General features: G+C 64.2%; 21 protein-coding genes. 7 read left to right on the forward strand and 14 right to left on the reverse strand.

Annotation, left to right across the window (positions count from 1 at the left end; all coding sequences use genetic code 11):
• Positions 1–38 precede the first annotated feature (38 nt).
• From AC629_RS04585 to AC629_RS04630, 10 genes are all read right to left on the reverse strand, one after another.
• Positions 39–821 (reverse strand): RsiV family protein, encoded by a 783-nt coding sequence (locus tag AC629_RS04585; protein WP_084803592.1) that lies wholly within the window; start codon positions 819–821, stop codon positions 39–41.
• Between the two features lie 77 nt (positions 822–898).
• A complete protein-coding gene (locus AC629_RS04590; protein WP_084803593.1) occupies positions 899–1,195 on the reverse strand; it encodes a nucleotidyltransferase family protein in 297 nt (98 codons plus the stop codon).
• Positions 1,196–1,231: 36 nt separating this feature from the next.
• The gene (gene scpA / locus AC629_RS04595; protein ID WP_084803643.1) at positions 1,232–3,388 is read right to left on the reverse strand and encodes a methylmalonyl-CoA mutase; all 2,157 of its coding nucleotides are present in this window, start codon (positions 3,386–3,388) and stop codon (positions 1,232–1,234) included.
• 24 nt (positions 3,389–3,412) lie between these two features.
• Complete coding sequence (locus AC629_RS04600) at positions 3,413–3,877, reverse strand: GFA family protein (protein ID WP_084803594.1); 465 nt, start codon at positions 3,875–3,877, stop codon at positions 3,413–3,415.
• The gene (locus AC629_RS04605; RefSeq protein ID WP_084803595.1) at positions 3,874–5,745 is read right to left on the reverse strand and encodes a methylmalonyl-CoA mutase family protein; all 1,872 of its coding nucleotides are present in this window, start codon (positions 5,743–5,745) and stop codon (positions 3,874–3,876) included. Before AC629_RS04605 ends, AC629_RS04600 begins: the two co-directional genes overlap by 4 nt.
• Positions 5,746–5,826: 81 nt before the next feature.
• Positions 5,827–6,318 (reverse strand): 2-amino-4-hydroxy-6-hydroxymethyldihydropteridine diphosphokinase, encoded by a 492-nt coding sequence (folK, locus tag AC629_RS04610; protein ID WP_084803596.1) that lies wholly within the window; start codon positions 6,316–6,318, stop codon positions 5,827–5,829.
• Between the two features lies 1 nt (position 6,319).
• Positions 6,320–6,688, reverse strand: coding sequence for a dihydroneopterin aldolase (gene folB / locus AC629_RS04615; protein ID WP_008553485.1), 369 nt, complete (start codon positions 6,686–6,688; stop codon positions 6,320–6,322).
• Entirely contained in the window at positions 6,685–7,545 is an 861-nt protein-coding gene (gene folP / locus AC629_RS04620; RefSeq protein ID WP_084803597.1) for a dihydropteroate synthase, read from the reverse strand. The genes folB and folP overlap by 4 nt, the downstream gene beginning before the upstream one ends.
• Before the next feature lie 132 nt (positions 7,546–7,677).
• Positions 7,678–8,085, reverse strand: a complete 408-nt coding sequence (locus tag AC629_RS04625) for a DUF4332 domain-containing protein (RefSeq protein WP_084803598.1) — start codon at positions 8,083–8,085, stop codon at positions 7,678–7,680.
• 26 nt (positions 8,086–8,111) lie between these two features.
• Entirely contained in the window at positions 8,112–8,477 is a 366-nt protein-coding gene (locus AC629_RS04630) for a hypothetical protein (RefSeq protein WP_084803599.1), read from the reverse strand.
• Between the two features lie 350 nt (positions 8,478–8,827).
• Here AC629_RS04630 and AC629_RS04635 point away from each other — a divergent pair, with 350 nt between their 5' ends.
• The 3 genes from AC629_RS04635 (at position 8,828) to AC629_RS04645 (ending at position 13,369) form a co-directional block, all read left to right on the forward strand.
• Positions 8,828–10,450 carry a helicase HerA-like domain-containing protein gene (locus tag AC629_RS04635; RefSeq protein ID WP_084803600.1) on the forward strand — a complete coding sequence of 541 codons (1,623 nt, stop codon included), beginning with the start codon at positions 8,828–8,830 and terminating at the stop codon, positions 10,448–10,450.
• Positions 10,451–10,592: 142 nt separating this feature from the next.
• Positions 10,593–11,921, forward strand: coding sequence for a glycosyltransferase family 87 protein (locus tag AC629_RS04640; RefSeq protein ID WP_245331716.1), 1,329 nt, complete (start codon positions 10,593–10,595; stop codon positions 11,919–11,921).
• Positions 11,922–11,974: 53 nt separating this feature from the next.
• Positions 11,975–13,369: a M20/M25/M40 family metallo-hydrolase gene (locus tag AC629_RS04645; RefSeq protein ID WP_084803602.1), complete on the forward strand. Its 1,395-nt coding sequence runs from the start codon at positions 11,975–11,977 to the stop codon at positions 13,367–13,369.
• A 229-nt stretch (positions 13,370–13,598) separates the two neighbouring features.
• Here AC629_RS04645 and AC629_RS04650 read toward each other — a convergent pair whose 3' ends face one another.
• A complete protein-coding gene (locus tag AC629_RS04650) occupies positions 13,599–14,378 on the reverse strand; it encodes a class II aldolase/adducin family protein (protein ID WP_084803603.1) in 780 nt (259 codons plus the stop codon).
• Positions 14,379–14,578: 200 nt separating this feature from the next.
• The gene (locus AC629_RS04655; protein ID WP_084803604.1) at positions 14,579–16,228 is read right to left on the reverse strand and encodes a glycosyltransferase family 39 protein; all 1,650 of its coding nucleotides are present in this window, start codon (positions 16,226–16,228) and stop codon (positions 14,579–14,581) included.
• A gap of 311 nt (positions 16,229–16,539) precedes the next feature.
• Here AC629_RS04655 and AC629_RS04660 point away from each other — a divergent pair, with 311 nt between their 5' ends.
• Both AC629_RS04660 and AC629_RS04665 read left to right on the forward strand, forming a co-directional pair.
• A complete protein-coding gene (locus AC629_RS04660; protein WP_084803605.1) occupies positions 16,540–17,412 on the forward strand; it encodes a hypothetical protein in 873 nt (290 codons plus the stop codon).
• 255 nt (positions 17,413–17,667) lie between these two features.
• Positions 17,668–18,084, forward strand: coding sequence for a Ros/MucR family transcriptional regulator (locus tag AC629_RS04665; protein ID WP_084803606.1), 417 nt, complete (start codon positions 17,668–17,670; stop codon positions 18,082–18,084).
• 4 nt (positions 18,085–18,088) lie between these two features.
• Here AC629_RS04665 and AC629_RS04670 read toward each other — a convergent pair whose 3' ends face one another.
• Together AC629_RS04670 and AC629_RS04675 are read right to left on the reverse strand one after the other, a co-directional pair.
• The gene (locus AC629_RS04670; protein WP_084803607.1) at positions 18,089–18,517 is read right to left on the reverse strand and encodes a SufE family protein; all 429 of its coding nucleotides are present in this window, start codon (positions 18,515–18,517) and stop codon (positions 18,089–18,091) included.
• Positions 18,518–18,584: 67 nt separating this feature from the next.
• Positions 18,585–19,019 carry a DUF5330 domain-containing protein gene (locus AC629_RS04675; protein WP_084803608.1) on the reverse strand — a complete coding sequence of 145 codons (435 nt, stop codon included), beginning with the start codon at positions 19,017–19,019 and terminating at the stop codon, positions 18,585–18,587.
• Positions 19,020–19,402: 383 nt separating this feature from the next.
• On the opposite strand from AC629_RS04675, the gene AC629_RS04680 reads away from it, so the two are divergent.
• Together AC629_RS04680 and AC629_RS04685 are read left to right on the forward strand one after the other, a co-directional pair.
• Positions 19,403–21,325 (forward strand): ATP-binding protein, encoded by a 1,923-nt coding sequence (locus AC629_RS04680; RefSeq protein WP_143198908.1) that lies wholly within the window; start codon positions 19,403–19,405, stop codon positions 21,323–21,325.
• Positions 21,318–22,013, forward strand: a complete 696-nt coding sequence (locus AC629_RS04685; protein WP_084803609.1) for a peptidoglycan-binding domain-containing protein — start codon at positions 21,318–21,320, stop codon at positions 22,011–22,013. Before AC629_RS04680 ends, AC629_RS04685 begins: the two co-directional genes overlap by 8 nt.
• Positions 22,014–22,043: the final 30 nt, after the last annotated feature.

The following is a 22,043-nucleotide window of genomic DNA, read 5'->3' on the forward strand; positions in this document are numbered from 1 at the left end:
TGCGCTGTGAGCAACGCGTTGCGCTGCTCAGAACAACATCATTGCGACTCGTCTGCGTCGCCCTTCGGCCGCGCGCCGCCGAAGATGCGTGCACCTTCGGCGGTGAGATAGGGCTTCAGCGCGTCCCACGGCACGAATGCGACATATTCGCCCTCGGCATAGGGGCCGACCGCGTAGGGCGGGTAATGGAAGGTGAGGCCGGAGCTCTTGCCGGCTTCGGTTGAGGGCGCGAGCGTCACCGCGCCGATCTTGAGCAGGCTCGGCTCTACGCTCTTGAACCACTCCTCGGTCGCGGTCTCACTGGTATCGCGCTTCTTCTTCTCGCTCCTGAGCGAGCCGATCACGGCCTTCACCATCGCCTTCATGGTCGGGCCGTTGTCGGCGGTTTCGGTGAAGAACGGACGGATCGAGATGCGCTTGCCGTCTGTCTTGTCCCAGAGGATCGTGTTCACGTCCGAGTTCGGATGGGCGCCATGGGTATCCATGTAGTCGTTGCGCATGACGCTGACATAGCGATCGGCAACCACCGAGCGGATGGAATATTTGCGCTCGAAATCCCAGCCGCCGTCCTTGAAGAATTGCGGGTCCTGCTTGCGCGAGGCGGCGGCTTCCGCAGCGTTCTTGTCGAGCCACTTCCTGCCTTCGGCGAGGCAATCGGCCGCCAGCGCCGTATCGGCCTTGAGCTTGTCGTCGAGGAAGATTCGCGCCTCGATGCTCTTGTTCTTGACGACGGCGTCGGGCTTGGAGTCGGCGGAATGGGAGGGAGAGAGACCAATCGTACTCAGCAACAGCGCGACGCTTAGTTTCAAGACGAGCTTCAAGGCTTCGGCTCCTCAGCGATTGTTCGAATGAAGGTCAGAGATATGGCGCGATATGCACGGCAAGTGTCGGGCGCACGTCAAAATACTTCGAGAATGTCGTCTTCGATGCGCTGCGCAAAGTGGGGCGAGATGGTGCTTCGGACGGTTGCCTGAGCCTGCAATCCGGTCGCCTCCTCGATGATGTGCTCGACATCGATCAGGTTGAGCAGCGAAAAAGAGGTCTCCGGCTCGATCTCGACCAGGACATCGATGTCGCTGTCCGGGCGATAATCGTCGCGGGCCTGCGAGCCGAAGATGGCAAGCTTCGACACGCCCTTGCCTTTGATGGCATCGGCGTTCTCGCGTATCGCCGCGATGATTTCGTCGCGCGTCATGACACAACCTGGCCGGTTACACGGCCAGTCTATCATCTACTCCGCCGCCTCGCTATGCCCGAGCCGGGCATTCAGCTTGCGGATCAGCTCCTCGGCCGCATCCGCGATCACGGTGCCGGGCGGGAAGATCGCCTCGGCGCCGGCTGCGTAGAGCGCGTCATAATCCTGCGGCGGCACCACGCCGCCGACGATGATCATGATGTCGTCGCGGCCCTGCTTCTTCAGCGCGGCTTTCAGTTCAGGCACTGCGGTGAGATGGGCGGCGGCGAGCGAGGAGACGCCGAGGATGTGCACGTCGTTCTCGACCGCCTGGCGGGCGGCTTCGTCGGCGGTGGCAAACAGCGGCCCGATATCGACGTCGAAACCGATATCGGCAAACGCCGAGGCGATCACCTTCTGGCCGCGGTCGTGGCCGTCCTGGCCGATCTTGGCGACCAGGATGCGCGGCCGGCGGCCTTCAGCCTCCTCGAAGGCGTCGATCAGCGCCTGAACCTTCTCGACCTGGTTACCCATGCTGGACGCCTCCCGCTTGTAGACGCCGGTGATGGACTTGATCTCAGCGCGGTGCCGGCCAAACACCTTTTCCATCGCATCCGAAATTTCGCCGACGGTCGCCTTGGCCCGCGCCGCGTCGATCGCGAGTGCGAGCAGATTGCCGTTGCCTTCGCTGGCCGAGCGCGTCAGCGCCGCGAGCGCGGCATCGACGTCCTTCTGGTTGCGCTCGGACTTCAGCCGCGTCAGCTTGTCGATCTGGAGCCGGCGGACGTTGGTGTTGTCGACCTTGAGGATGTCGATGGGAGTTTCGTCTGATGGCTTGTACTTGTTGACGCCGATCACCGCCTGCTTGCCGGCATCGATACGGGCCTGGGTCTTGGCCGAGGCCTCCTCGATGCGCAGCTTGGGCACGCCGGCCTCGATGGCCTTGGCCATGCCGCCGAGCTCCTCGACCTCCTGGATGTGGCTCCAGGCCTTGGCCGCGAGATCGCGCGTCAGCCGCTCGACATAATAGGAGCCGCCCCAGGGATCGATGATGCGGGTGGTGCCGCTCTCCTGCTGCAGGAATAGCTGCGTATTGCGGGCGATGCGCGCCGAGAAATCGGTCGGCAGTGCCAGCGCCTCGTCGAGCGCGTTGGTGTGCAGCGACTGGGTGTGGCCTTGCGTCGCCGCCATCGCCTCGACCGTCGTGCGCATCACGTTGTTGAAGACGTCCTGCGCGGTCAGCGACCAGCCCGACGTCTGGGAATGCGTGCGAAGCGAGAGCGAGCGGGGATCCTTCGGATTGAAGGGCTTCAAGAGCTTCGCCCAGAGCAGGCGCGCGGCGCGCAGCTTGGCGACTTCCATGAAGAAGTTCATGCCGATCGCCCAGAAGAACGACAGGCGCGGCGCGAAGCGGTCGACGTCGAGACCGGCGGCGAGACCGGCGCGTAAGTATTCGACGCCGTCGGCGAGCGTATAGGCGAGCTCGAGGTCCTGCGTCGCGCCGGCCTCCTGCATGTGATAGCCGGAGATCGAGATCGAATTGTATTTCGGCATCTTCTGCGAGGTGTAGGCGAAGATGTCCGAGATGATCCGCATCGAGGGCGCAGGCGGATAGATATAGGTGTTGCGCACCATGAACTCTTTCAGAATGTCGTTCTGAATGGTGCCCGAGAGTTTTTCCGGCGCCACGCCCTGTTCGCCTGCGGCGGCGACGTAGAGCGCGAGGATCGGCAGCACCGCGCCGTTCATGGTCATGGACACGCTCATCTGGTCGAGCGGAATCCCCGCGAACAGCGTGCGCATGTCGTAGATGGAATCGATCGCAACGCCGGCCATGCCGACGTCACCGCCGACGCGCGGATGATCACTGTCATAGCCGCGATGGGTGGCGAGATCGAAGGCGACCGAAAGGCCTTTCTGTCCGGCCGCGAGGTTGCGGCGGTAAAACGCGTTGGAATCCTCCGCCGTGGAGAAACCGGCATATTGCCTGACGGTCCAGGGCTGGTTGACATACATGGTCGGATAGGGGCCGCGCAGGTAAGGCGCGATGCCCGGATAGGTATCGAGGAAATCGAGCCCTGCGAGATCGGCCTCGCCATAGGCAGGCTTCACCAGAATGCCCTCGGGCGTCAGCCACGGCTCGGCGCTGCCGGCCGGCGCGGCGGTAGTTGTCCTCTCGAAGGCGACATCGGCGAAATTGGGAATGCGGCTCATGGTTTCAACCATATCAATAGGCGCTCAATCATGGTCCGGGTGCTGGTGGCTGACGATGGTCGCCATCTTCTCCGGTCCGTAATTCTGCTGCGTGGTCTGGCTCGGCAGGTTGGAGATTCCGACAACCCAGCCAAGGCGGGACTCGGTTCCGTATTGTCGGGTCGGCACCACGCGGTCGGGGCGGTCGAAGGCGCCGGTCATGATCTCGATCCGGTCGCCGTCGATGCGGCCGAAACTCAGTGGCGTGCCGCAAGCGGCGCAATAGCCGCGATCGGCGATCGAGGAGGAGCGGAAGAACGACGGCTGCCCCTTGGTCCAGGCGAAATCCGTCCGGTTGATGTCGGCAAAGGAAGCGAACGGAGCGCCGCTCGCCTTCTGGCACATCCGGCAGTGGCAGATCGAGACCCGGTTTGGTGTCGCCGTCACGGCAAAGCGCACCGCGCCGCATTGGCAGCCGCCGGTCAGAACGGTTTTGCTTGCGTCGGTCATGCCTGCTCCATCCGTCGATAGGCGTCCTGCAGTGTGGCTAGCGCATCGCCCCCGGCGAAGACGAAGCCCGTGACGCCGGCCGCACGGAGTGCCGTCTCGCCATCAGTCGGACGGCCTGCCAGATAGATATGTCGCGCGCCGGCCGTTTGCAGGGCCTTCGCTGCGGCTTCGGCGTGTTCCGCATAGACCTTGTCGCTGGAACAGAGGCAGGCGAGCTCGGCGCCGGAGGCCGTGAAGGCGGCAGCTAGCTTGGCCGGATCGGCAAAGCCTTCGCTGTCGACGGCCTCGATGCCGCCGGCCTCGAAGAAGCTCTTGGCGAAGGTCGCGCGCGCCGTGAAATCGGCGGGCGTGCCGAGATTGGCCAGGAACACTTTTGGCCGTGCGCCGCGCGCCTTCAGCGCCGCGTCGGATTTGTCGCGCAGTGCTTCGAACGGTTCCGCCAGCCGGATTGGCGGCAGCGCATCGAACTTGTACTTCTGCTCGCCGTATGGTGCCAGCGCGACCGGCGTCGCCTTCAGCACCGCCGTTTCGCGCTCATGAAGATTTGGAAACTCGCTCGCACCGGTCAGCACGTCGCGGCGCTTTGCGATGTTCGCGTCACGCGCTTTTCGCGCGGCTGCGACCTTGCTCTGGAACACGCCCTGCTGAAGCGCGGCAAAGGCGCCGCCGGCTTTCTCGCTCTCCCGGAACAACGTCCAGGCCGCGTCGCAGAGCTGCGCCGTCAGCGTCTCGATGCCGCCGGAGCCAGCCGCGGGATCGCTGACCTTGGCGAGGTTGCTTTCTTCCAGCAGCAGAAGCTGCGTGTTGCGCGCCACGCGCCGCGCGAATGGATCGGGCAGCCCGAGCGCCAGCGTATGTGGAAGCACCGTGACCGAGTTGGCACCGGCCAGGCCCGCAGCAAACGTGGCGATGGTCGCGCGCAGCATGTTCACATAGGGGTCGCGCTGCGTCAGCATGCGCCAGGCGGTATCGGCGGCGATGAGCAGCGGCTTCGGCGTCAGTCCGCACGCCGCCTCAACGCGCGCCCAGAGCAGCCGCAACGCGCGGAACTTTGCCATGGTCAAGAATTGATCGGCATCGGCGGCAAGCCGCGCATAGACCATGCCCTGCGCCTGCTCCAGCGGAACGCCGGCGCCTTCGATCGCGCGCAAATAGGCGATCCCGCAGGCGAGCACGAAGGCGAGCTCCTGCACCTCGGAGCCACCCGCATCATGGATCACGCGTCCGTCGGCGGACGCGAACGGCCCCCTGAAGCCGAGCGCAGCGAGACCCTTGATCCCGCCGGTGACGGCCGGAACGATCTCTTGCCAAGTATAAGGGCTATGGCCCCACACCGCGCAGGCCGCGAGCGGATCGAGTCCGAAGCGAATGTCGCAGGCGGCGGGATCGAGGCCCTTGCTCTTCACATGTTCCGCGACATGGATCGCAGCCATCCGCGATTGCGGACCGATCTGGAGTTCGATGCCGATGCCGGCATCGAGATGGATGTCCTTCAAGACTTTCGCGACCGCATCGGCCGTCGGTTCCAGGCCGAAGCCGTAAGCGCCATTGCCGCCGGCGAACACCAGCGCGAGCCCCGTCGCGCCGTTCTCGAGATCGGTCAGCGCCTGCGCATTTGCCGCAGTTGCATCGGGATGGTCGATCCGCTGCATGATCTGCCACGGCGCCGCGGCCGGCCGTCCCACCACAGGCGCAACGCCCTTGGCGCGCGGATAGAGCGGATCGATCTTCAGGCCGTCATAGGTCTTGCCGACCAGCTTCTCGAACGGCGCGCCCTTCAACACGCCGTCAACCAGCTTGCGCCAGTCTTCGGCGGTCGCCTTGGGAAAGTCGGCCGCCAGCGGCAGGTCGTCAGTCACGGAGGTCATGCGGCGAGGGGCTCCCAAAATCTTCGTTATTCGGCGGCGAAATTGCCACGGCCGGCCGTTCCTGCAAACGGTAGTTTTTGGTTAACCGGTATCCGGAAGCCGCTCAATGCCTTGCGTCGAGACGCTGGCGAGCCAGTCACGCACACGAATGCCGCTGATCACGCGGTCGGGCGCGATTTCGGCGAGAGGCACCAGCACGAAGGCGCGTTCGAACAGGCGCGGATGCGGCAGCGTCAGATCTGGCTTCTGCAGGCTGACATCGTCATAGGCGATCATGTCGAGATCGAGCGTACGCGGGCCCCAGCGCCGTTCCTTGTCCCGCGTGCGACCGAATTTCTGCTCGACCTTCTGCATCACGAACAGCAGCGCATGCGGATCGAGGCCGGTCTCGATCTCGATGCAGGCGTTGATGAAGGGGGCCTGGTCCTCGTCGCCCCAGGGCGGCGTCGCATAATCAGACGAGCGCGCGATCAGCACGCCTTGCGCCATGCCGCAGAGGTGGGCGATCGCCTTCCGGAATGTCGCGCGGACATCGCCGACATTGCCGCCGAGTGCGATCAGCACGTTTCCCATGTCACGGATGCCGCGAGCGCGTCAGCATGATGCCGACGTCGTCGAAGATCGCGGCGATCGGCGCATGCGGCTTGTGCACGGTGATCTTCACCGCGCGGATGCGCGGGAAGTGCGACAGGATGGCGTCAGCGACCGCGCCGGCCGCGCGCTCCAGCAGCTTGTAATTGGTGTTCTTGAACGCGGCCGTCGTGGTCGCCACGACTTCGGCATAGGACACCGTATCGGCGAGGCGGTCGGAGCGCGAAGGCTCTGACAGGTCGGTATAGAGTTCGAGATCGATGACAAAACGCTGGCCGACTTCGGTTTCGTGATCCATCACGCCGTGGCGAGCGTGGATCGACAGGCCGGTGACGAAGATCGTATCGGTCATTGCTTGCTTTCGATAGCGTGCGCGACCCGCAGGGCCTGCAGGGTTTCGGCGACGTCATGGGTACGGATGATCTTCGCGCCACGCTGCGCAGCGATGAGATGCGCGGCGATCGAGCCGGCGAGCCGCTCCTTCGGCTCCGACGGTGAGACCGAGGCGATGAAGCGCTTGCGCGAGGCGCCGACCAGGATAGGCAGGCCGAACATTTCGAATTCATGCAGCCGTGCCAGCGCGGCCATGCTCTGCTCGGCGGTCTTGCCGAAGCCGATGCCGGGGTCGAGCACGATCTTGTCCCGTGCGATGCCGGCCTGTGTCGCAATGTCGAGCGAGCGCTGGAAGAATGCCTTCATGTCCGCGATGATGTCGATGGCGGGATCGGCGCTGTCGCGGTTGTGCATGACGATGACGGGGACGCCTTTGGCAGCGACCAGCGGCGCCATGGCGGCGTCGCGCTGCAGGCCCCAGACGTCGTTGGCGATCGCAACGCCCTGGTCGAGCGCGAAAGCTACGACTTCAGCCTTCATGCTGTCGATCGACACCGGCGTGCCGAGCGCCACCACGCCGGCCAGCACCGGCCTCAAGCGGGTGAGCTCGTCGTCAGCCGTGACCGGCCGGGCGCCTGTGTAGGGGCGGGTGGATTCGGCGCCGATATCGATGATGTCGACACCGGCCGAAATCATCGCCCGGGCCCGCTCAAGCGCGTGATCGGGCGAGATGAACTCGCCGCCGTCGGAAAATGAATCCGGCGTCACGTTGAGCACGCCCATCACCGCTGGAATCGGCCGTTCCAGCAGCGCCCGCAGTACGTTAGGCCCGGCCGAGCCGGCCGGCGGGACGGATGGGGAGGGCGAGGCATTCATGCGGCCCGCTTTGCGCGGTCGGGGAGGGGGAGTCAAGACGGAAGGGGGGCGGTCCCGCTATTCCGATTTGTCCCGGCATTGTCAGCTACGGACTCTGGATGGATGCTGGAAGCGCGTGCTGCAGACGCGGCCCTAATACGTGATCTTCGGCGGCAACTTCTTCGCCTTGGCGATGATGTCGCCGACCGACTTCTCCGACGGCAGGATTCGCACGAGCTTCTTCTTCTCGTTGGCGTCCCGCATGCTCTGGGCGAGCCTCGCCGGATTCCGATAGGCGAGTTCGCGCACGGTGGCGACGCCGGCGGCGCGGACCAGGCCAACCTTGGCCCTGCCCATGCCGGGAATGCGCATGTAGTCGGAGACGTTGGCCCATTCCAGCAACTGCTGCTCGCTGATGCCAGTCTTGGCGGAGAGCGCCTTGCGGCCCTTGACGGTGCTGGCCGCTTCGAGCAGCGCATCGGTGGTGCGGATACCCTGCGCCTTCAACTTGTTGGCGGCAAAGGCCGGCAGGCCCTCAATCTCGGAGATCGGATATGTCATGATACTCGATATGAAATGCGTGGCTCTCAGGCGAACTGGCTGAGGCCCGGTGTCCCCGCGATGATCTTGCCCATCTGATCCGCTCCGATTTTGTCTCGGCCGTAGCGGAAAAGTTCACGGGCGACGTTCTGAATCTCGGACATGCCAAGTCCCAGGCCCATCAGGCGCGTGCCGACCGCCATCAGGCCGCCACCCATGAGCCGCGACAGTCCGCCGCCGCTCCTGGACGCCTCGATCGCTGCTTCTGCACCTGGAATCTGATCGATCAGAGCCTGGACACTGTCGGAAGGCCCCTCGTTGCGGAGGAAGCCCAGGATAATGCCGACGGTCTTTTCAGCCACAGCACTATCTATGCTGGCGTTTGTTGCCAGCCGTCCGATCAACTCATCCATATGGCCTGCCCCTCAGCCGGTTCACATGCCGGAGTATTCTTTTCGAGAATGATCTTGAGCCGGTGTGATGTGAAATACAAGTGATGAACGCACTCAAGGTTCCGATTCACGCTCGAACGCTTGAAAAGTGTTGCAGCGAAGCAAGAGCGGAGATGGAATCCGCGAAAAATTGCCGCGGTGCGAACGCGTAGTTCCTACTTTCGGCTGATCTCATGCGCTTCGTCTCCGACAATGTCGCATGTCCAAGGCGCGTTGAACGGTTTCAATCGGCGCACGACATGCGTTAAACTGCCGAATTGGTGCATTTGGGTTTCAATACCCGAAACACGGCAGAGAAATCAGAGAGAACGATGACCGCACAGGACAGCAAGCTCGGCGACACCGACGACAAGATATTCGTCGGCAAGGGAGACGAGCAAGCATGGCTGACACTGGCGCTCGCCAATCGCCACGGCCTCGTCACGGGTGCAACCGGGACCGGCAAGACGGTGTCGCTGCAAGTCATGGCGGAAGGATTTGCACGCGCCGGTGTTCCGGTGTTCGCTGCCGACATCAAGGGCGACCTCTCCGGCATCTCCGAGGTCGGCGAAGCCAAGGATTTCATCGTCAAGCGCGCCACGGAGATGGGGCTGACGTTCCAGCCCGACCAGTTCTCGACGGTGTTCTGGGATGTCTTTGGCGAGCAGGGCCATCCGGTGCGCGCGACCGTCACCGAAATGGGGCCGCTTCTGCTTGCGCGAATGCTTGACCTGAACGACGTGCAAGAGGGCGTGCTCAACGTCGCCTTCCGCGTTGCCGACGACAACGGGCTGGCCCTGATCGATATGAAGGATCTGCGCGCGCTGCTCGATGCCATCGTGCCGGATGCCGGCAAGAAGGGGGCAGATGCCGAGGAAAGTCCGCTTGCCGATCTCAAGAAGGAGGCGCAGGGCTTCGGCAACGTCACCAAGGCCACCGTCGGCACCATCCAGCGCCAGCTCCTGGTGCTGGAGAACCAGGGCGGCACTAAATTCTTTGGCGAGCCGGCGCTGACGCTGAGGGACTTCATGAAGACCGACCGCGACGGCCGCGGCATGGTCAACATCCTCGTCGCCGACAAGCTGCTCCAGAGTCCACGGCTTTATGCGACATTCCTGCTGTGGATGCTGTCAGAACTGTTCGAGGAGCTGCCCGAGGCGGGCGACCTGCCCAAACCGAAGCTCGTGTTCTTCTTCGACGAGGCGCATCTGTTGTTCAACGACGCGCCGAAGGCGCTGATGGACAAGATCGAGCAGGTGGTGCGACTGATCCGCTCCAAGGGCGTTGGCGTCTATTTCGTGACGCAAAACCCGATCGACGTGCCCGACCGCGTGCTCGGGCAGTTGGGTAACCGCGTGCAGCACGCGCTGCGCGCCTTCACCCCGCGCGACCAGAAGGCGGTCGCCGCCGCAGCCCAGACCTTCCGCCCCAACCCGAAGCTCGATACCGCCAAGGTGATCATGGAGCTTGGCAAGGGCGAGGCGCTGGTGTCCTTCCTCGAAGGCAACGGCACGCCGGCGATGGTTGAGCGGGTGATGATCCGGCCGCCATCGGCTCGCATCGGACCGATCACGCCGGAAGAGCGCAAGGCGATCATGGATGCAAGCCCGGTGAAGGGCAAATACGACACCGCTATCGATTCCGAGTCCGCCTACGAGATCCTTCAGAAGCGCATTGCCGGCACCGCGGCGACGGCGGATGATTCGGCTGGCGCAAGCGGCGGCGGCATCCTCGGCCAGATCGGCTCGATCGTCGGCACTATCTTCGGCACCAACGTCAAGCGCGGCCGGCTGTCGACGGGCCAGGTCATCGCGCGCAGCGTGACGCGATCGGTGACCAACGAGGTGATTGGGGGGATGGCGGCCAATGTCGGCAAGTCGGTCGGCGGCCAGCTCGGCGGCTCGATTGGCCGCACCCTGGTCCGCGGCGCGCTCGGCGGGTTGCTGCGTCGGTAGGCAGATTGCCCGGTTTGAGGCAATTCGTCTGCCGGACGGACTGATCTCTCCCCGCATGGGAACGTCACAAATTCAGGTGAGGGGCTCTCCAAGCCCCCGCCGGTCTGCTACGTCCTGTTTCGCTGCCGCACAGGATCGCACCGTGACCTCGACCGACCCGATCGCCAAACCTGATGCGCCGAGACGCCTGTCGCTGCGTGCGCCGCTCGACCTGCTTTTCCTGCTCTGCTGCTTCATCCTGACGGCGGACGTTCTCGGTCCCGAGATCTTCGGCCACGGCAAGACCAAGGACTATGCGCTGTGGTACTGGGCCGGGCAGCAGGTGCTCCACGGCGGGCCGCTCTATCCCAGCGATCTCAATCAACAGTTCGAGTTCATCTATCCCCCGCTGCCGGCGCTCCTGCTGGCGATCCCGAGCGGGTTCGGCAAGATCGCGCTCTACACCCTCCTGTCGCTCCTGAACGTGGTGGCGTGGTGGTACACGGGGACGCTCTCCAATGTCATGACGGGGGCGGAACGAAAACTCGGTCCGTGGCTGGAGGCGCTGCCGGCCTTTGTCACGGTGACCTTCGTTTTCGACATGTTCGACCTCGGCCAGCCCAACCTCGTCCTGCTGGCGATGATGCTCTGGGGCTTCTGGTGCTTGCAGCATGAGCGGTCGTGGCTCGCGGGCTTCATGTTCGCGCTCGCTGCCGCCATCAAGGTGTTTCCGATCGCAGTGCTGCCCTATCTGGTCTGGCGGCGGAAATGGGCGGCCGCCGTCAGCATGATCGCCTTCACCGGCATCCTTCTCTATGTCGTGCCGGCGCCGATCCGCGGCTTCGAGCGCAACGCGGCCGAGATCGTGACCTGGTATCAGGGCATGGTCGGGTCGAGCTCGGAAAAGGGCTTTGGCCAGCGCGACGAGCAGAACTGGTCGTGGGTCAACCAGTCCCTCATTGCGGTGACGCACCGCCTGGTCCGGCCGATCAACTACAATCAGGAAGATCCCAACAAGCCGCCGCGCACGATGAATGTCATCGATGTCGACTACAGGACGGCGAACTGGATCGTGCTTGCACTGTCGGCGTTGCTCGGCCTCGGCTTCATCGCGGTCATGCCACAGCAAGCGCGGCGAACGGCGCGCTCGGATGCTGAGGAGCTCGGCATCCTGTTCTGCCTGATGACGGTGGCATCGCCCCTGGCGCGGCAATACTACTTCATGTGGCTGTTTTTCCCGATGGCGGTGCTGATGCATCGTGCCGCCTTCGACGAGCGAGCGAATGTGCGGCTGGGAACCTGGCTCGCGCTGGGCGCTGCCGGCTTCCTCATGCTGCTGGCGCTGCCGTGGTTTCCCAATGTCCTCCAGGCCTGGGGCAACAACCTCGTCGCGACCGGTGTCCTCGCCGGTGCGCTCGCATGGCACATTCGGCATCCGCCGCTTGCGGCTGGCTCCGGCGCAGCAGTGGGGCTAAAAGCCAAGACAACCTAAGAAGACATCCTGAGCCGCCGATTTCTTCAGACTCGAAAGTAGGAAATACGACCATGGCCAATGCGCAGCTTCAATCCGTGCTCGACCACATCGACAAGGACTTCGACAACTGCCTTGAGCGTCTGTTCTCGCTGTTGCGGATCAAGTCGATCTCCGCGGATCCAGCCTTCGCCGGGGATTGCAAGGCGGCGGCCGAGCATCTCGCCAGGGATATCGCGAGCCTCGGTGTCGCGACCGAAGTGAGGCCCACCGCCGGCCATCCGGCCATCGTCGGCAAGAGCAAAGCGGGCGGACGGCCGCACGTGCTGTTCTACGGGCATTATGACGTGCAGCCGGTCGATCCGCTTGATCTCTGGCACCGTCCGCCGTTCGAGCCTGTTGTCACCGACCACGCCGACGGCCGCAAGATCATCGTCGCGCGCGGCGCCGAGGACGACAAGGGCCAGGTGATGACCTTCGTCGAGGCCTGCCGCGCCTGGAAGAAGGTGACGGGCTCGCTGCCGATCGACATCACTTTCCTGATCGAAGGCGAGGAGGAGGTCGGCTCCAAAAACTTCGTCCCCTTCATCGAGGCCAACAAGGATGAGTTCAAGGCGGACTACGTGCTGGTCTGCGACACCGGCATGTGGGATCGCAACACGCCGGCGATCACGACCTCGCTGCGCGGCCTGCTTTACGAAGAGCTGAAGATCACCGCCGCCAATCGCGATTTGCATTCCGGCGTGTTCGGCGGCAGCGCGATGAACCCGATCCGGGTGCTGACGAAAATTCTCGGCGGCCTGTTCGACGACGACAACCGCATCACCATCCCCGGCTTCTATGACGGGGTGAAGGATCTGCCGCCTGATATCCTGGAGCAGTGGAAGAAGCTCAATCTCACGCCGGAGATGTTCCTCAAGCCGATCGGCCTGTCGATTCCCGCGGGCGAGAAGGGGCGGCTCCTGATCGAGCAGGCCTCCTCGCGCCCGACATGCGATGTCAACGGCATCTGGGGCGGCTATATCGGCGAGGGCTCCAAGACGGTGATCCCGTCGCATGCATCGGCAAAGGTGTCGTTCCGTCTGGTCGAGGGGCAGGACCCCGCCAGGATCCGCAAGGCCTTCCGCGACTACGTGACGGCGCGGCTTCCGGGCGACTGCAAGGTCGAGTTCGGCGACCATTCCGCAGCGCCCGCCGTCGCGCTCGACTGGAATATGAAGCCGCTTGCAGCGGCCAGCAAGGCGCTGGCCGACGAATGGGGCAAGGAGACGGTGCTGATGGGATCGGGCGCCTCGATCCCGATCGTCGCTGATTTCAAGCGTACGCTTGGCCTGGACTCGCTGCTCGTCGGCTTCGGCCTGGATGACGACAACATCCATTCGCCGAACGAGAAGTACGACCTCCGAAGCTTCCAGAAGGGCATCCGCTCCTGGGCCCGCATCCTCGCCGCGCTGGCGGAGGTGAAGTGACCGCGTAGCGGTCATTCCGGGGCGCCTCGAAGAGGCGAACCCGGAATCTGGAGGTTGTTGCGAGATTCTTAGGTGCGCAATTGCGCACCTAAGTTCGCGCTCTCGCGCGCCCCGGAATGACGGGCGCAACGGCCGCACCAAATAAAAACGCCGCCCGGAATTGGGCGGCGTTTCATTGCAAAACGTGCAGAGGTAGTTGACCTCTACCTTACACCAAATCCCGAAACTCTCAAGACCGGTAGCCGGGATTGACCCGGTCGAGCTTGCGCAGCAGCGGCGGCCACACCAGGTTGGTCGCGCGAAGCTCAGCGCGGTCGCGGTTGGAGAGCAACTCGGTGTTCTTGTCGATCGCCACGTCGTCCACCGGATAGACCGGCGTTCCCAGCGCGCGCGTGCGCACCTGCATCGAGCAGGCGCGCTCGAGGTGATACATGCGCTCGAAGGCGGAGGCGACCGAGCGGCCGACGGTCAGCGTGCCGTGGTTGCGCAGGAGCATGTGGTTGTGGTCGCCGAGATCCTTCTGGAGCCGCGGGCGTTCGTCGTGGTCGAGTGCGATGCCTTCATAGTCGTGATAGGCGAGGTCGTGGGTGACGAGCTGGGCGGTCTGGTTCAGCGGCAAGAGGCCCTCGGCGCTGCTCGACACCGCGGTGCCATCGAGGGTGTGGAGATGCAGCACGCAGATCGCGTCCGCGCGCACCTCATGGATCGCCGAATGGATGGTGAAGCCGGCGGGGTTGATGCTGTATTCGCTCTCGGAGAGCTGGTTGCCGTGCAGGTCGACCTTGACGAGGCTCGACGCAGTGATCTCATCGAACATTAGCCCGTAGGGGTTGATGAGGAAGTGATGCTCGGGGCCGGGCACGCGCGCGGAGATGTGAGTGTCGACCAGGTCATCCCAGCCGTACAGCGCGACGAGGCGATAACAGGCGGCGAGATTGACCCGCTGCTGCCACTCGGCCTCCGTCATGTTCGACGGCACTTCCCTCCGGCGCGCTTCCGCTGGCGACATGGCAATTTCTCCGAACGTTGTTGCGGGGAGGGAGCCTATTCTCGGTGTTGGCCGACAGCAAGGCGCGCAAAGCGCTGCTGTTCAGCGTAGCCGGCATGGATCCTATCGGGCAGCGCTTCGCGCCGACCTGTTGGCTCTATCCGGGCTACGGCAGCCGGGATGACGTTCCGGCTGAGAATGCAGCCGATCCGACAAGAATATTACGGCGCCGGGATCGAGAGCAGGCTCGAAATGCTGCGGCCGCGGATGTCGTAGACCCGGGCGAACACCACGTCGTCGCGCTTGATCTCGACCAGGACAGGCGCGGTCAGGCCCTTGCAATAGAACTCGCCGAGCGTCATGGCGAAATCGGCCGCATGGGAATCCCAGCCGATGGTGAAGTCGGGCCCGAGTGCGACCTGCGCCGGGCGCTGCGGGCCGCACACCGCAACCTTCCACTTGCGATTGGCCGGCGGTGCTTCCTGGCGCTCGACGAGCTGCTCGCGCAGCTCGTCGGACGCCTGCTTCAGCGCGAGTCCCCAATAGTCCAGCATGAAGCGGTCGTCGGCGCCGCGCACGGTGCCGGCGATGTAGTTGAAGTGGGTGTATTGATAGGGATGTAGCCGGATCATCTCGGCGAGCGGCAGTGCAAGGCCGAAGCAGAAGGCTGCGAGCACCGCCGGCTGCCAGCTGCGGTGATTGGCGCGCAGGCGCTCCATGGTCCAGGCGAAGGCGACACCGCCGAGCACCGCCATCGGCGGGATCACGAAAACGAAGTGGCGGATGCCGTTGTAGAGCGCCGGCCGCTTCACCATCGCGACCGCCAGCGGCAGGGTCGCGGCGAGCGTCAGCATCAGCAGGATGGTCTTACGGCGGGCCGGAACCTCGCGGCGCGGCAGCATGGCAAAGGTGCTGAACATGGCGCCGATCATCAGCACCAGCATCACCTCGGGAAGCTGAAGCGCAAACAGCGTCGGCAGATAGGACCAGGGCATGTCGGGCACGGACACGATCGCGCCGTCGAACATCTCCTTCCAGGGCTTCTCGAAGAAATGCGAGAAGTAGGTCAGCGCCTCGAAGGGATTGCCGGGCTCCATGATCGACCACGGCCAGATCAGGCCCATCACGAGGTAGCCGAACACGAGGCCGGGCAGCAGCACATAGACGACATGGGCAAAGCGGCGGACCGACTCGCGCAGGCCCTCGCTGCGCAGTTCCTCCAGGAACAGCGGGATGAAGCCGATCATGGCGTAGACCAGCGCAAGGCCGCCGAGAATACGCGAGCCGATCGAGAGGCCCGCACCTAAGCCGACGATCAGGATCGTGCGCGGCGACGGCTGCGGATATTCCTCGGCGAGGCGGACCAGGCCGAGCATCAGGATGACCATCGCCACCGCGAAGGGCGCATCCTTCGGGTTCATGAACATGTGGCCGTAGAATATCGGGCAGAGCGCGAGCAGCAGCAGTGTCGCAAGGCCTGCGAGCGGGCCGCCGATGCGGCGGCCGAGCCGCCACGTCACCGCAAGTCCGATCACGCCGACGATCGCGCCGACCAGACGGCGCGTCTCGAACAGCTCGAGTGGGATGATTTTGTGGAGGAGGGCGGCGACCATGTCGAAACCGCCGCCGTACATATAGAGGTTGGCGAAGGAGAGCGCCGCGGTGTCCTTGAAGCCGGAACCGAACATGCGCAGCAACAGATCGGCATATTCAGCGTGGGTGTAGTCGTCCCACCCGAGTCCGTAGTCGCGGAAGGTCAAGCCGGCAAGGACGGCGACCGCAGCCAGCACCAGCATTGCGAGGTCGTCGCAAGTCCGCTCAATCGAGCGCCGCGCCGGCGTGTCGATCGCCGAGGTCGTGATGGATGTCATGGCTATTGGTGACCCGGAATCCCCTCTTGGCCCTGCTGGTGCGCGTGGGCCTGCTCCCCCGGATCCCTATAGCGCAGTTCCATTACCAAGTAATTGGGCATTATGGCTAAATTCCTGATGCGACGCAGCAATTCCAGAACTTGAGAGCACGCTAGAAGTACCAATCCGCAGCTGAAGGGAATGTGAATAAGTCCCTGATTTCCTTCTCTTTAGGAACGCTGCCCACAATTGGGCGTTGGCGTGGAACGCAGTATGACGGTATCGTGGCGTGACGGGTGTCGCGTGTGGATTCGCGGCCGGGGGTGAGTTCGATGACCTTGGCATTGTTGATCGCGGGGATTTTCGCCGTTGTGGCGGGCGTCCTTACGATCTTGTTTGGCTTTACCGTCAGGGAGGCCAGCCTCGGCAGCACCCTCATAATCTCCGGCACGATCGGCGTCTGCTCCGGAATGTTACTCGCCGGTCTGTACGTTGTGGCGACGGAGCTGAGGGGCATGGCCCGCCGGCTGGCCGGATCGGTCGCGCCGTCCGAGGTTCGGGTCAGGCCCGTGCTGCCGGGCCTTGAGATGCCTGGAGCCGCTGTGCCCGAGCCGATGCCTGCTCCAGCGGCGAGAATCGAACCGGCGCCACCACCACCGGCGGCGGGCGCGCTGCCATGGCAGAGCGAAGCAGCCGCGCGCGAGCGTCCGCGCGTCGAGGCGTCGCCGGAGCCGGAAGTTCCAACGCCGCCTGCGGCTCCGGAAGCACCGCGCCGTCGCAACCTGCTGTTCACCTCGACGTCCCGGAAGGAGCGAGAGCGCGCCGAGGCGAAGGCCGCCGAGGGCTCGCCGCAGCCGCCGTATGAAGAGCCCGCAGCGCCTGGCGCCCCGGAAACTCCGCCGGCGAGCTTTGAAGATGCCTGGCCAAAGCCGGACCGTATGCGCCCACCGGAACCGCCGGCCGCATCGCGCCGTCCGCCGCCGCGCTCGCCATCGACCTTTGCGGAGGCCGCTCCGCCGCCGTCCGCACCCGAGCCGCCGCCTGCGGCCGAGCAGGCGCCCGTGACTGTGCTCAAGTCCGGCATTGTCGACGGCATGGCCTATTCGCTCTATTCCGACGGCTCGATCGAAGCGCAGATGCCGGAGGGCATGATGCGCTTTGCCTCGATCGACGAGTTGCGCGCCCATCTGGACCAGCGATCCTGAGACGTGCCGGGCACCAGAGCGTTTTCGAGCGAAGTGGATACCGGTTCGCGTCAGGAAAACGCGTCAAAACAAGAATCTAGAGCCCCGTTCCGATTCCATCGGAACGGAAATGGCTCCGGTAAAGCGCCGCCGTTCTTGTCTCGAGATCAGTAATCAGTTCATATTCGTCAGTCGTCTTACTTAAGTCGAACGTATTGTTGAGATGGATACTTCGGCGTCGTCTCTGAGACGCAAGATTGAGGAAAGGTCGGGCCCATGTCGGATGCCGGGGCTAAGAATTTCATCGAGCTGACGGCGAGTATTGTCTCGGCCTATGTCGGCAACAATCCGACCCCGGCCGCCGAGATTCCGAATCTGATCAGCCAGGTGCACGGCGCGCTGGTGCGGGTCTCGTCAGGCCGTAACGAGACGGCGCCGCTCGAGCCCGCAAAGCCGGCGGTGTCGCTGAAGAAGTCGATCGCGCCGGACTATCTCGTTTGTCTGGAAGACGGCAAACGCTTCAAGTCGCTGAAGCGCCATCTGCGCACCCAGTACAACATGACGCCGGAACAGTATCGCGAGAAATGGGGACTGCCGGCTGACTATCCGATGGTCGCGCCGAACTATGCGGTCGCGCGCTCGCAACTGGCGAAGCAGATGGGTCTGGGACAGCAGCAGCGGAAGCGGAAGTAAATTCCTACAAGGCGTCCGCCAGCGCCTCTTTTGCGTCGGTCTTGATACGCTCGACCATCGACCGCAGGCCGTTGGAGCGCTGCGGCGTCAAATGATCGCGGAAGCCGAATTCGTCGAATACCGCGATCGCGTCGGTCGCAAGAATCTCCTGCGGCGTGCGGCCCGAATAGAGCGAGAGCACAATGGCGACCAGCCCGCGCACGATATGCGCGTCGCTGTCGCCGCGATATTTCAGGATCGGCGCGCCGTTGCCGCGATCGACCAGCTTCTGGAGCCAGACCTGGCTGACACAGCCCTGCACCTTGTTGGCGGCGGAGTGTTCCGCCTCGGGCATCGGTTCCAGGGTGCGGCCAAGCTCGATGACGTACCGGTAGCGGTCGTCCCACTCGTCCAGAACCTCGAAATTGTCCCTGATTTCGTCGATCGTCGTCATGCTGGCCCGTGTTCCCGTTCAGCCCAATATAGGGACGCGAAGCCGTGAAATCGATAGGGTTTGGGGGCTAATTCGCAGCCTGCGGCCCGCGCCATTCAAGGGCGAGGTCGTCCTGGGTCAGGGTGTCGTGCGGCGCTTCACTCGATGCCGCATCGCCTTCGCCGGCCAGCGCAATCGAGCCGGTGTGGTCGGGAGCCTTCTTCTCATTCTTCTCATTCTTGTCGTTGGTGATCGGCTCTTTCTTGTCGTTGATGATCTGGTAGATCTTGCGCGCGCCGTCCTGCGCCCGCTGGCCGATGATCGTCGCAGCCTGTCCGCCGACCTCGCAGGCCGCCGGCTGGCGTTTGCAGAACTGGCTCATGTCGGAGACGGCCGCGGTCGCAGCCTGCACCGCGTCGGCGGCGCCGATCTGCGGCAGCTTCTCCGATTCGGGCGTCTTGTCCCGCGGCAGGAGCACCAGCACCAGCCCGAGCCAGAATGTGATGCGAAGCAGAAAGCGCATCTTGCGACCTGTAGGTTAGATCCCGCCGCGGCGACCCCCGCAGGCGTCGGACCTAGCAACTCTCGATAAATCGCAAGTGATTGCCTTGAGCTTAATTTGCGGAAAATTTGCGCAAAAATCTTCGCGAGCCGCGGTCTCGTAAATTTTTGGTTGACGCTCCGCGCCCGCGACTCCGCCACCCGCATATCCACCAATTCGAAACCATGAGGGACACGGCGAAACCCTGTGTTCACCATCCCGACGGAAGACGTCGCCAAATCGTCTAAAATGCCACGCGATGACACGGTGTCGGGCGGCGGACCGCGCCGCCTTAGCACTCGTTTAAGATCGCTCTGACACGGTGGCTCAACGACAAGGAGGCGTTCCGGCGCGTCTTTTGACGTATGAGCCGAAGCGCGAGACCCGTGACAGTTTTGAGTATCATCCGCGATTGTCTCGATGCGCTGCTGCATCCCTCCGCGCGTTACGATGCGCTGACGCGAGCGCGCCATCGTGCCTTCATGGCGCCGCGGCTGCTCGGCAGCCTGGCTGCCTTCGCCGCATTTCCCGTCTATCTCGCCATGCGCGGCGCGCCGAGCGCGATCGAGGTCGCCGCCTTCGCGTGGCTGATCGCGCCGATTCTCTTGTCCTGGTTCCTGTCGCGCACCGGCCGCTATGAAGGCGCGCATGTGCTGTCGTCGCTGGCGCTCGCCGGCCTGGTCATGGCGATCGCGGGTACGACCGGCGGTATCGAATCATTCGCCGCGATCTGGCTGGTCGTGGTTCCCCTCGAGGCCGCGCTGTCGGCCTCGCGCCGGGTCGCAGCCTTCGCCTCCGTGCTTGCGCTCTCTTGCGCCGGGATCCTGATCCTCATCAGCCAGCTCGGCTGGCTGCCGTCCGCAGACACCAGCGCCGCAGAACGCGGCGTGCTGATGGCGTTCGGCGTCGCCTCGGCGACGCTCTATGCCACGGGTCTTGCCTTCGGCGCGGAGTCGCTCGCGCGCACCAGTGTCGCGCTGCTGTCGCGCGAGGAGGAGCGCTACCGCCTCCTGGCGCGCAACATGAGCGACGTGATCTCGCGGCATCAGCGCAACGGCGCGGTGCAGTTCATCTCGCCGGCGGTGGAAGCCATGCTCGGCATGCCTGTCGCGCAACTGCTCGGCCATGGCCTGTTCGACCGCGTCCATGTCGCCGATCGCCCGGCCTATCTCACCGCTTTGTCGGATGCCGCGCGCGGCGAGGTGCGTAGCGTCGAATTCCGGTTGCGCCGCGAGCCGATCGGTTCGGAGCGCGACCAGGTCAATTTCATTTGGGTCGAAATGCGATGCCGGCCGCTCGACCGGGATCTGGGACGAGACGTTACCGAGGAGGCGGAAGTCGTCGGCGTGATGCGCGACATCACCGACCGCAAGCTTGGAGAACAGGCGCTCGATCAGGCCCGCAGCGCAGCCGAGACGGCCGATGCCGCCAAGACGCGCTTCCTCGCCACCATGAGCCATGAGCTGCGCACGCCGCTCAACGCCATCATCGGCTTCTCCGAGATGATCGCGCAGGAGCAGACCCTGATGCTGGGTGCAGCCCAGCGCAAGGAATACGCCCAACTCATCAATGATTCCGGCCAGCATCTGTTGTCGGTCGTCAACGGCATCCTCGATATGTCCAAGATGGAATCGGGCAATTTCGAGATTGCGTCGGAGCCGTTCGCGCCGCGCGCCTCGCTGCTGCATTGCTGCAATCTGCTTGCGCTGAAGGCGCGGGAGAACGGCATCGATCTGATCACCGACGCGCCGCAGGACTTGCCGATGATGACCGGCGATCCGCGCGCCTTCAAGCAGATCGTGCTCAATCTCGTCGCCAACGCCATCAAGTTCACTGAGCGCGGCGGCCAGGTCACCGTCGCGGCCGCGGTGTCGGGCTCGCAGCTCACGCTGTGCATCAGCGACACCGGCGTCGGCATCGCGCCGGACGATCTCAAGCGCGTCGGCGCGCCGTTCTTCCAGGCAGGCAAGACCTATCAGCGCCGTCACGAAGGCACGGGCCTCGGACTTTCGATCGTGAAGAGTCTCGTGGCATTGCATCTCGGCGAATTGACGGTACAAAGCAGGCTCGGCGAGGGCACTGCCGTCACCGTCAAGCTGCCGCTCGCCTACGCGCCGCAGCAGGCCAGGACGCCCGACAAAAAGCTGTCCGAGAACAAGATCGCGACCTTGGTGCCGGTGCTGCGCCAGGAACTGCAAAACCAACTGCAAGACCAACTTAAAGACCAACATCACGATCAACTCGACGAGCTTCAGGACCAACCCGCTCTGGTGAAGAAAAGTGCCTAAGAAGTCTGCAAAGGATGGAGCCGCTCCGCGCCGCCGTGGCGCCAAGGCCGTTGTCGTCGACATCGAGACCGAGCGCAATCTCGTGATGCGCGTTCTCTTGCACAGCCCCAAGGATACGCTGGCCGGCCTCGTCGCGGTCGCCGCCATCAGCGCCATCGTTGCAAATGCGCTGTTCCTCCAGACCGGCCGGCACCCGGCGCCGATGTTCGGTACCGTGATCAATCTTCCAGCACCATCCGCGCTGTCGAACCCGATGCCGCGTCCGCGTCCCGTCGGCGCCGACACGTCGCCGCTCGAGCCGAAGGCGACTGAGTTTCGTGCCGAGCCGAAGCCCGCCGAGAGGCCGCCGGAGAAGCCGGTCGAGGCGCCCGCATCGACGCCGCGCTCAAGCGATCCTCTGACCAATCTGGTCAAGGCAACGGCTTCGACGCCGCCCTCCGCCGCCATCGCGCGTCCGCCAGCACCTGTTCCGGTGCAGCAGAGCCCGGCCGCGCGGCGTATCGCCGGCGTGCAGCGCGCGCTGTCCGAATATGGCTACGGGAATTTGAAGGTCACGGGCGCGATGAGCGGCGAGACTCAGGCCGCGATCCAGAAGTTTGAGCGCGAGCACAAGATGCAGGTCACCGGGCTGGTGTCCGATCGCCTGCTGCGCGAACTCGGGGCCGCGATCGGCCATCCGGTCGAATAGTTGTCACGCTTGCGCGGAGGCTGGTGCTCA

The sequence above is a fragment of the Bradyrhizobium sp. NAS80.1 genome, assembly GCF_001908205.1.
In the GTDB taxonomy this organism is placed as follows: domain Bacteria; phylum Pseudomonadota; class Alphaproteobacteria; order Rhizobiales; family Xanthobacteraceae; genus Bradyrhizobium.

What these genes read in the sequence shown, in the direction of transcription:
- AC629_RS04590 (WP_084803593.1), bottom strand. Translation starts at nt 1,195, where the DNA reads ATGACGCGCGACGAAATCATCGCGGCGATACGCGAGAACGCCGATGCC.
- scpA (WP_084803643.1), bottom strand. Translation starts at nt 3,388, where the DNA reads ATGAGCCGCATTCCCAATTTCGCCGATGTCGCCTTCGAGAGGACAACT.
- AC629_RS04600 (WP_084803594.1), bottom strand. Translation starts at nt 3,877, where the DNA reads ATGACCGACGCAAGCAAAACCGTTCTGACCGGCGGCTGCCAATGCGGC.
- AC629_RS04605 (WP_084803595.1), bottom strand. Translation starts at nt 5,745, where the DNA reads ATGACCTCCGTGACTGACGACCTGCCGCTGGCGGCCGACTTTCCCAAG.
- folK (WP_084803596.1), bottom strand. Translation starts at nt 6,318, where the DNA reads ATGGGAAACGTGCTGATCGCACTCGGCGGCAATGTCGGCGATGTCCGC.
- folB (WP_008553485.1), bottom strand. Translation starts at nt 6,688, where the DNA reads ATGACCGATACGATCTTCGTCACCGGCCTGTCGATCCACGCTCGCCAC.
- folP (WP_084803597.1), bottom strand. Translation starts at nt 7,545, where the DNA reads ATGAATGCCTCGCCCTCCCCATCCGTCCCGCCGGCCGGCTCGGCCGGG.
- AC629_RS04625 (WP_084803598.1), bottom strand. Translation starts at nt 8,085, where the DNA reads ATGACATATCCGATCTCCGAGATTGAGGGCCTGCCGGCCTTTGCCGCC.
- AC629_RS04630 (WP_084803599.1), bottom strand. Translation starts at nt 8,477, where the DNA reads ATGGATGAGTTGATCGGACGGCTGGCAACAAACGCCAGCATAGATAGT.
- AC629_RS04635 (WP_084803600.1), top strand. Translation starts at nt 8,828, where the DNA reads ATGACCGCACAGGACAGCAAGCTCGGCGACACCGACGACAAGATATTC.
- AC629_RS04645 (WP_084803602.1), top strand. Translation starts at nt 11,975, where the DNA reads ATGGCCAATGCGCAGCTTCAATCCGTGCTCGACCACATCGACAAGGAC.
- AC629_RS04650 (WP_084803603.1), bottom strand. Translation starts at nt 14,378, where the DNA reads ATGTCGCCAGCGGAAGCGCGCCGGAGGGAAGTGCCGTCGAACATGACG.
- AC629_RS04655 (WP_084803604.1), bottom strand. Translation starts at nt 16,228, where the DNA reads ATGACATCCATCACGACCTCGGCGATCGACACGCCGGCGCGGCGCTCG.
- AC629_RS04660 (WP_084803605.1), top strand. Translation starts at nt 16,540, where the DNA reads ATGACCTTGGCATTGTTGATCGCGGGGATTTTCGCCGTTGTGGCGGGC.
- AC629_RS04665 (WP_084803606.1), top strand. Translation starts at nt 17,668, where the DNA reads ATGTCGGATGCCGGGGCTAAGAATTTCATCGAGCTGACGGCGAGTATT.
- AC629_RS04670 (WP_084803607.1), bottom strand. Translation starts at nt 18,517, where the DNA reads ATGACGACGATCGACGAAATCAGGGACAATTTCGAGGTTCTGGACGAG.
- AC629_RS04675 (WP_084803608.1), bottom strand. Translation starts at nt 19,019, where the DNA reads ATGCGCTTTCTGCTTCGCATCACATTCTGGCTCGGGCTGGTGCTGGTG.
- AC629_RS04680 (WP_143198908.1), top strand. Translation starts at nt 19,403, where the DNA reads ATGAGCCGAAGCGCGAGACCCGTGACAGTTTTGAGTATCATCCGCGAT.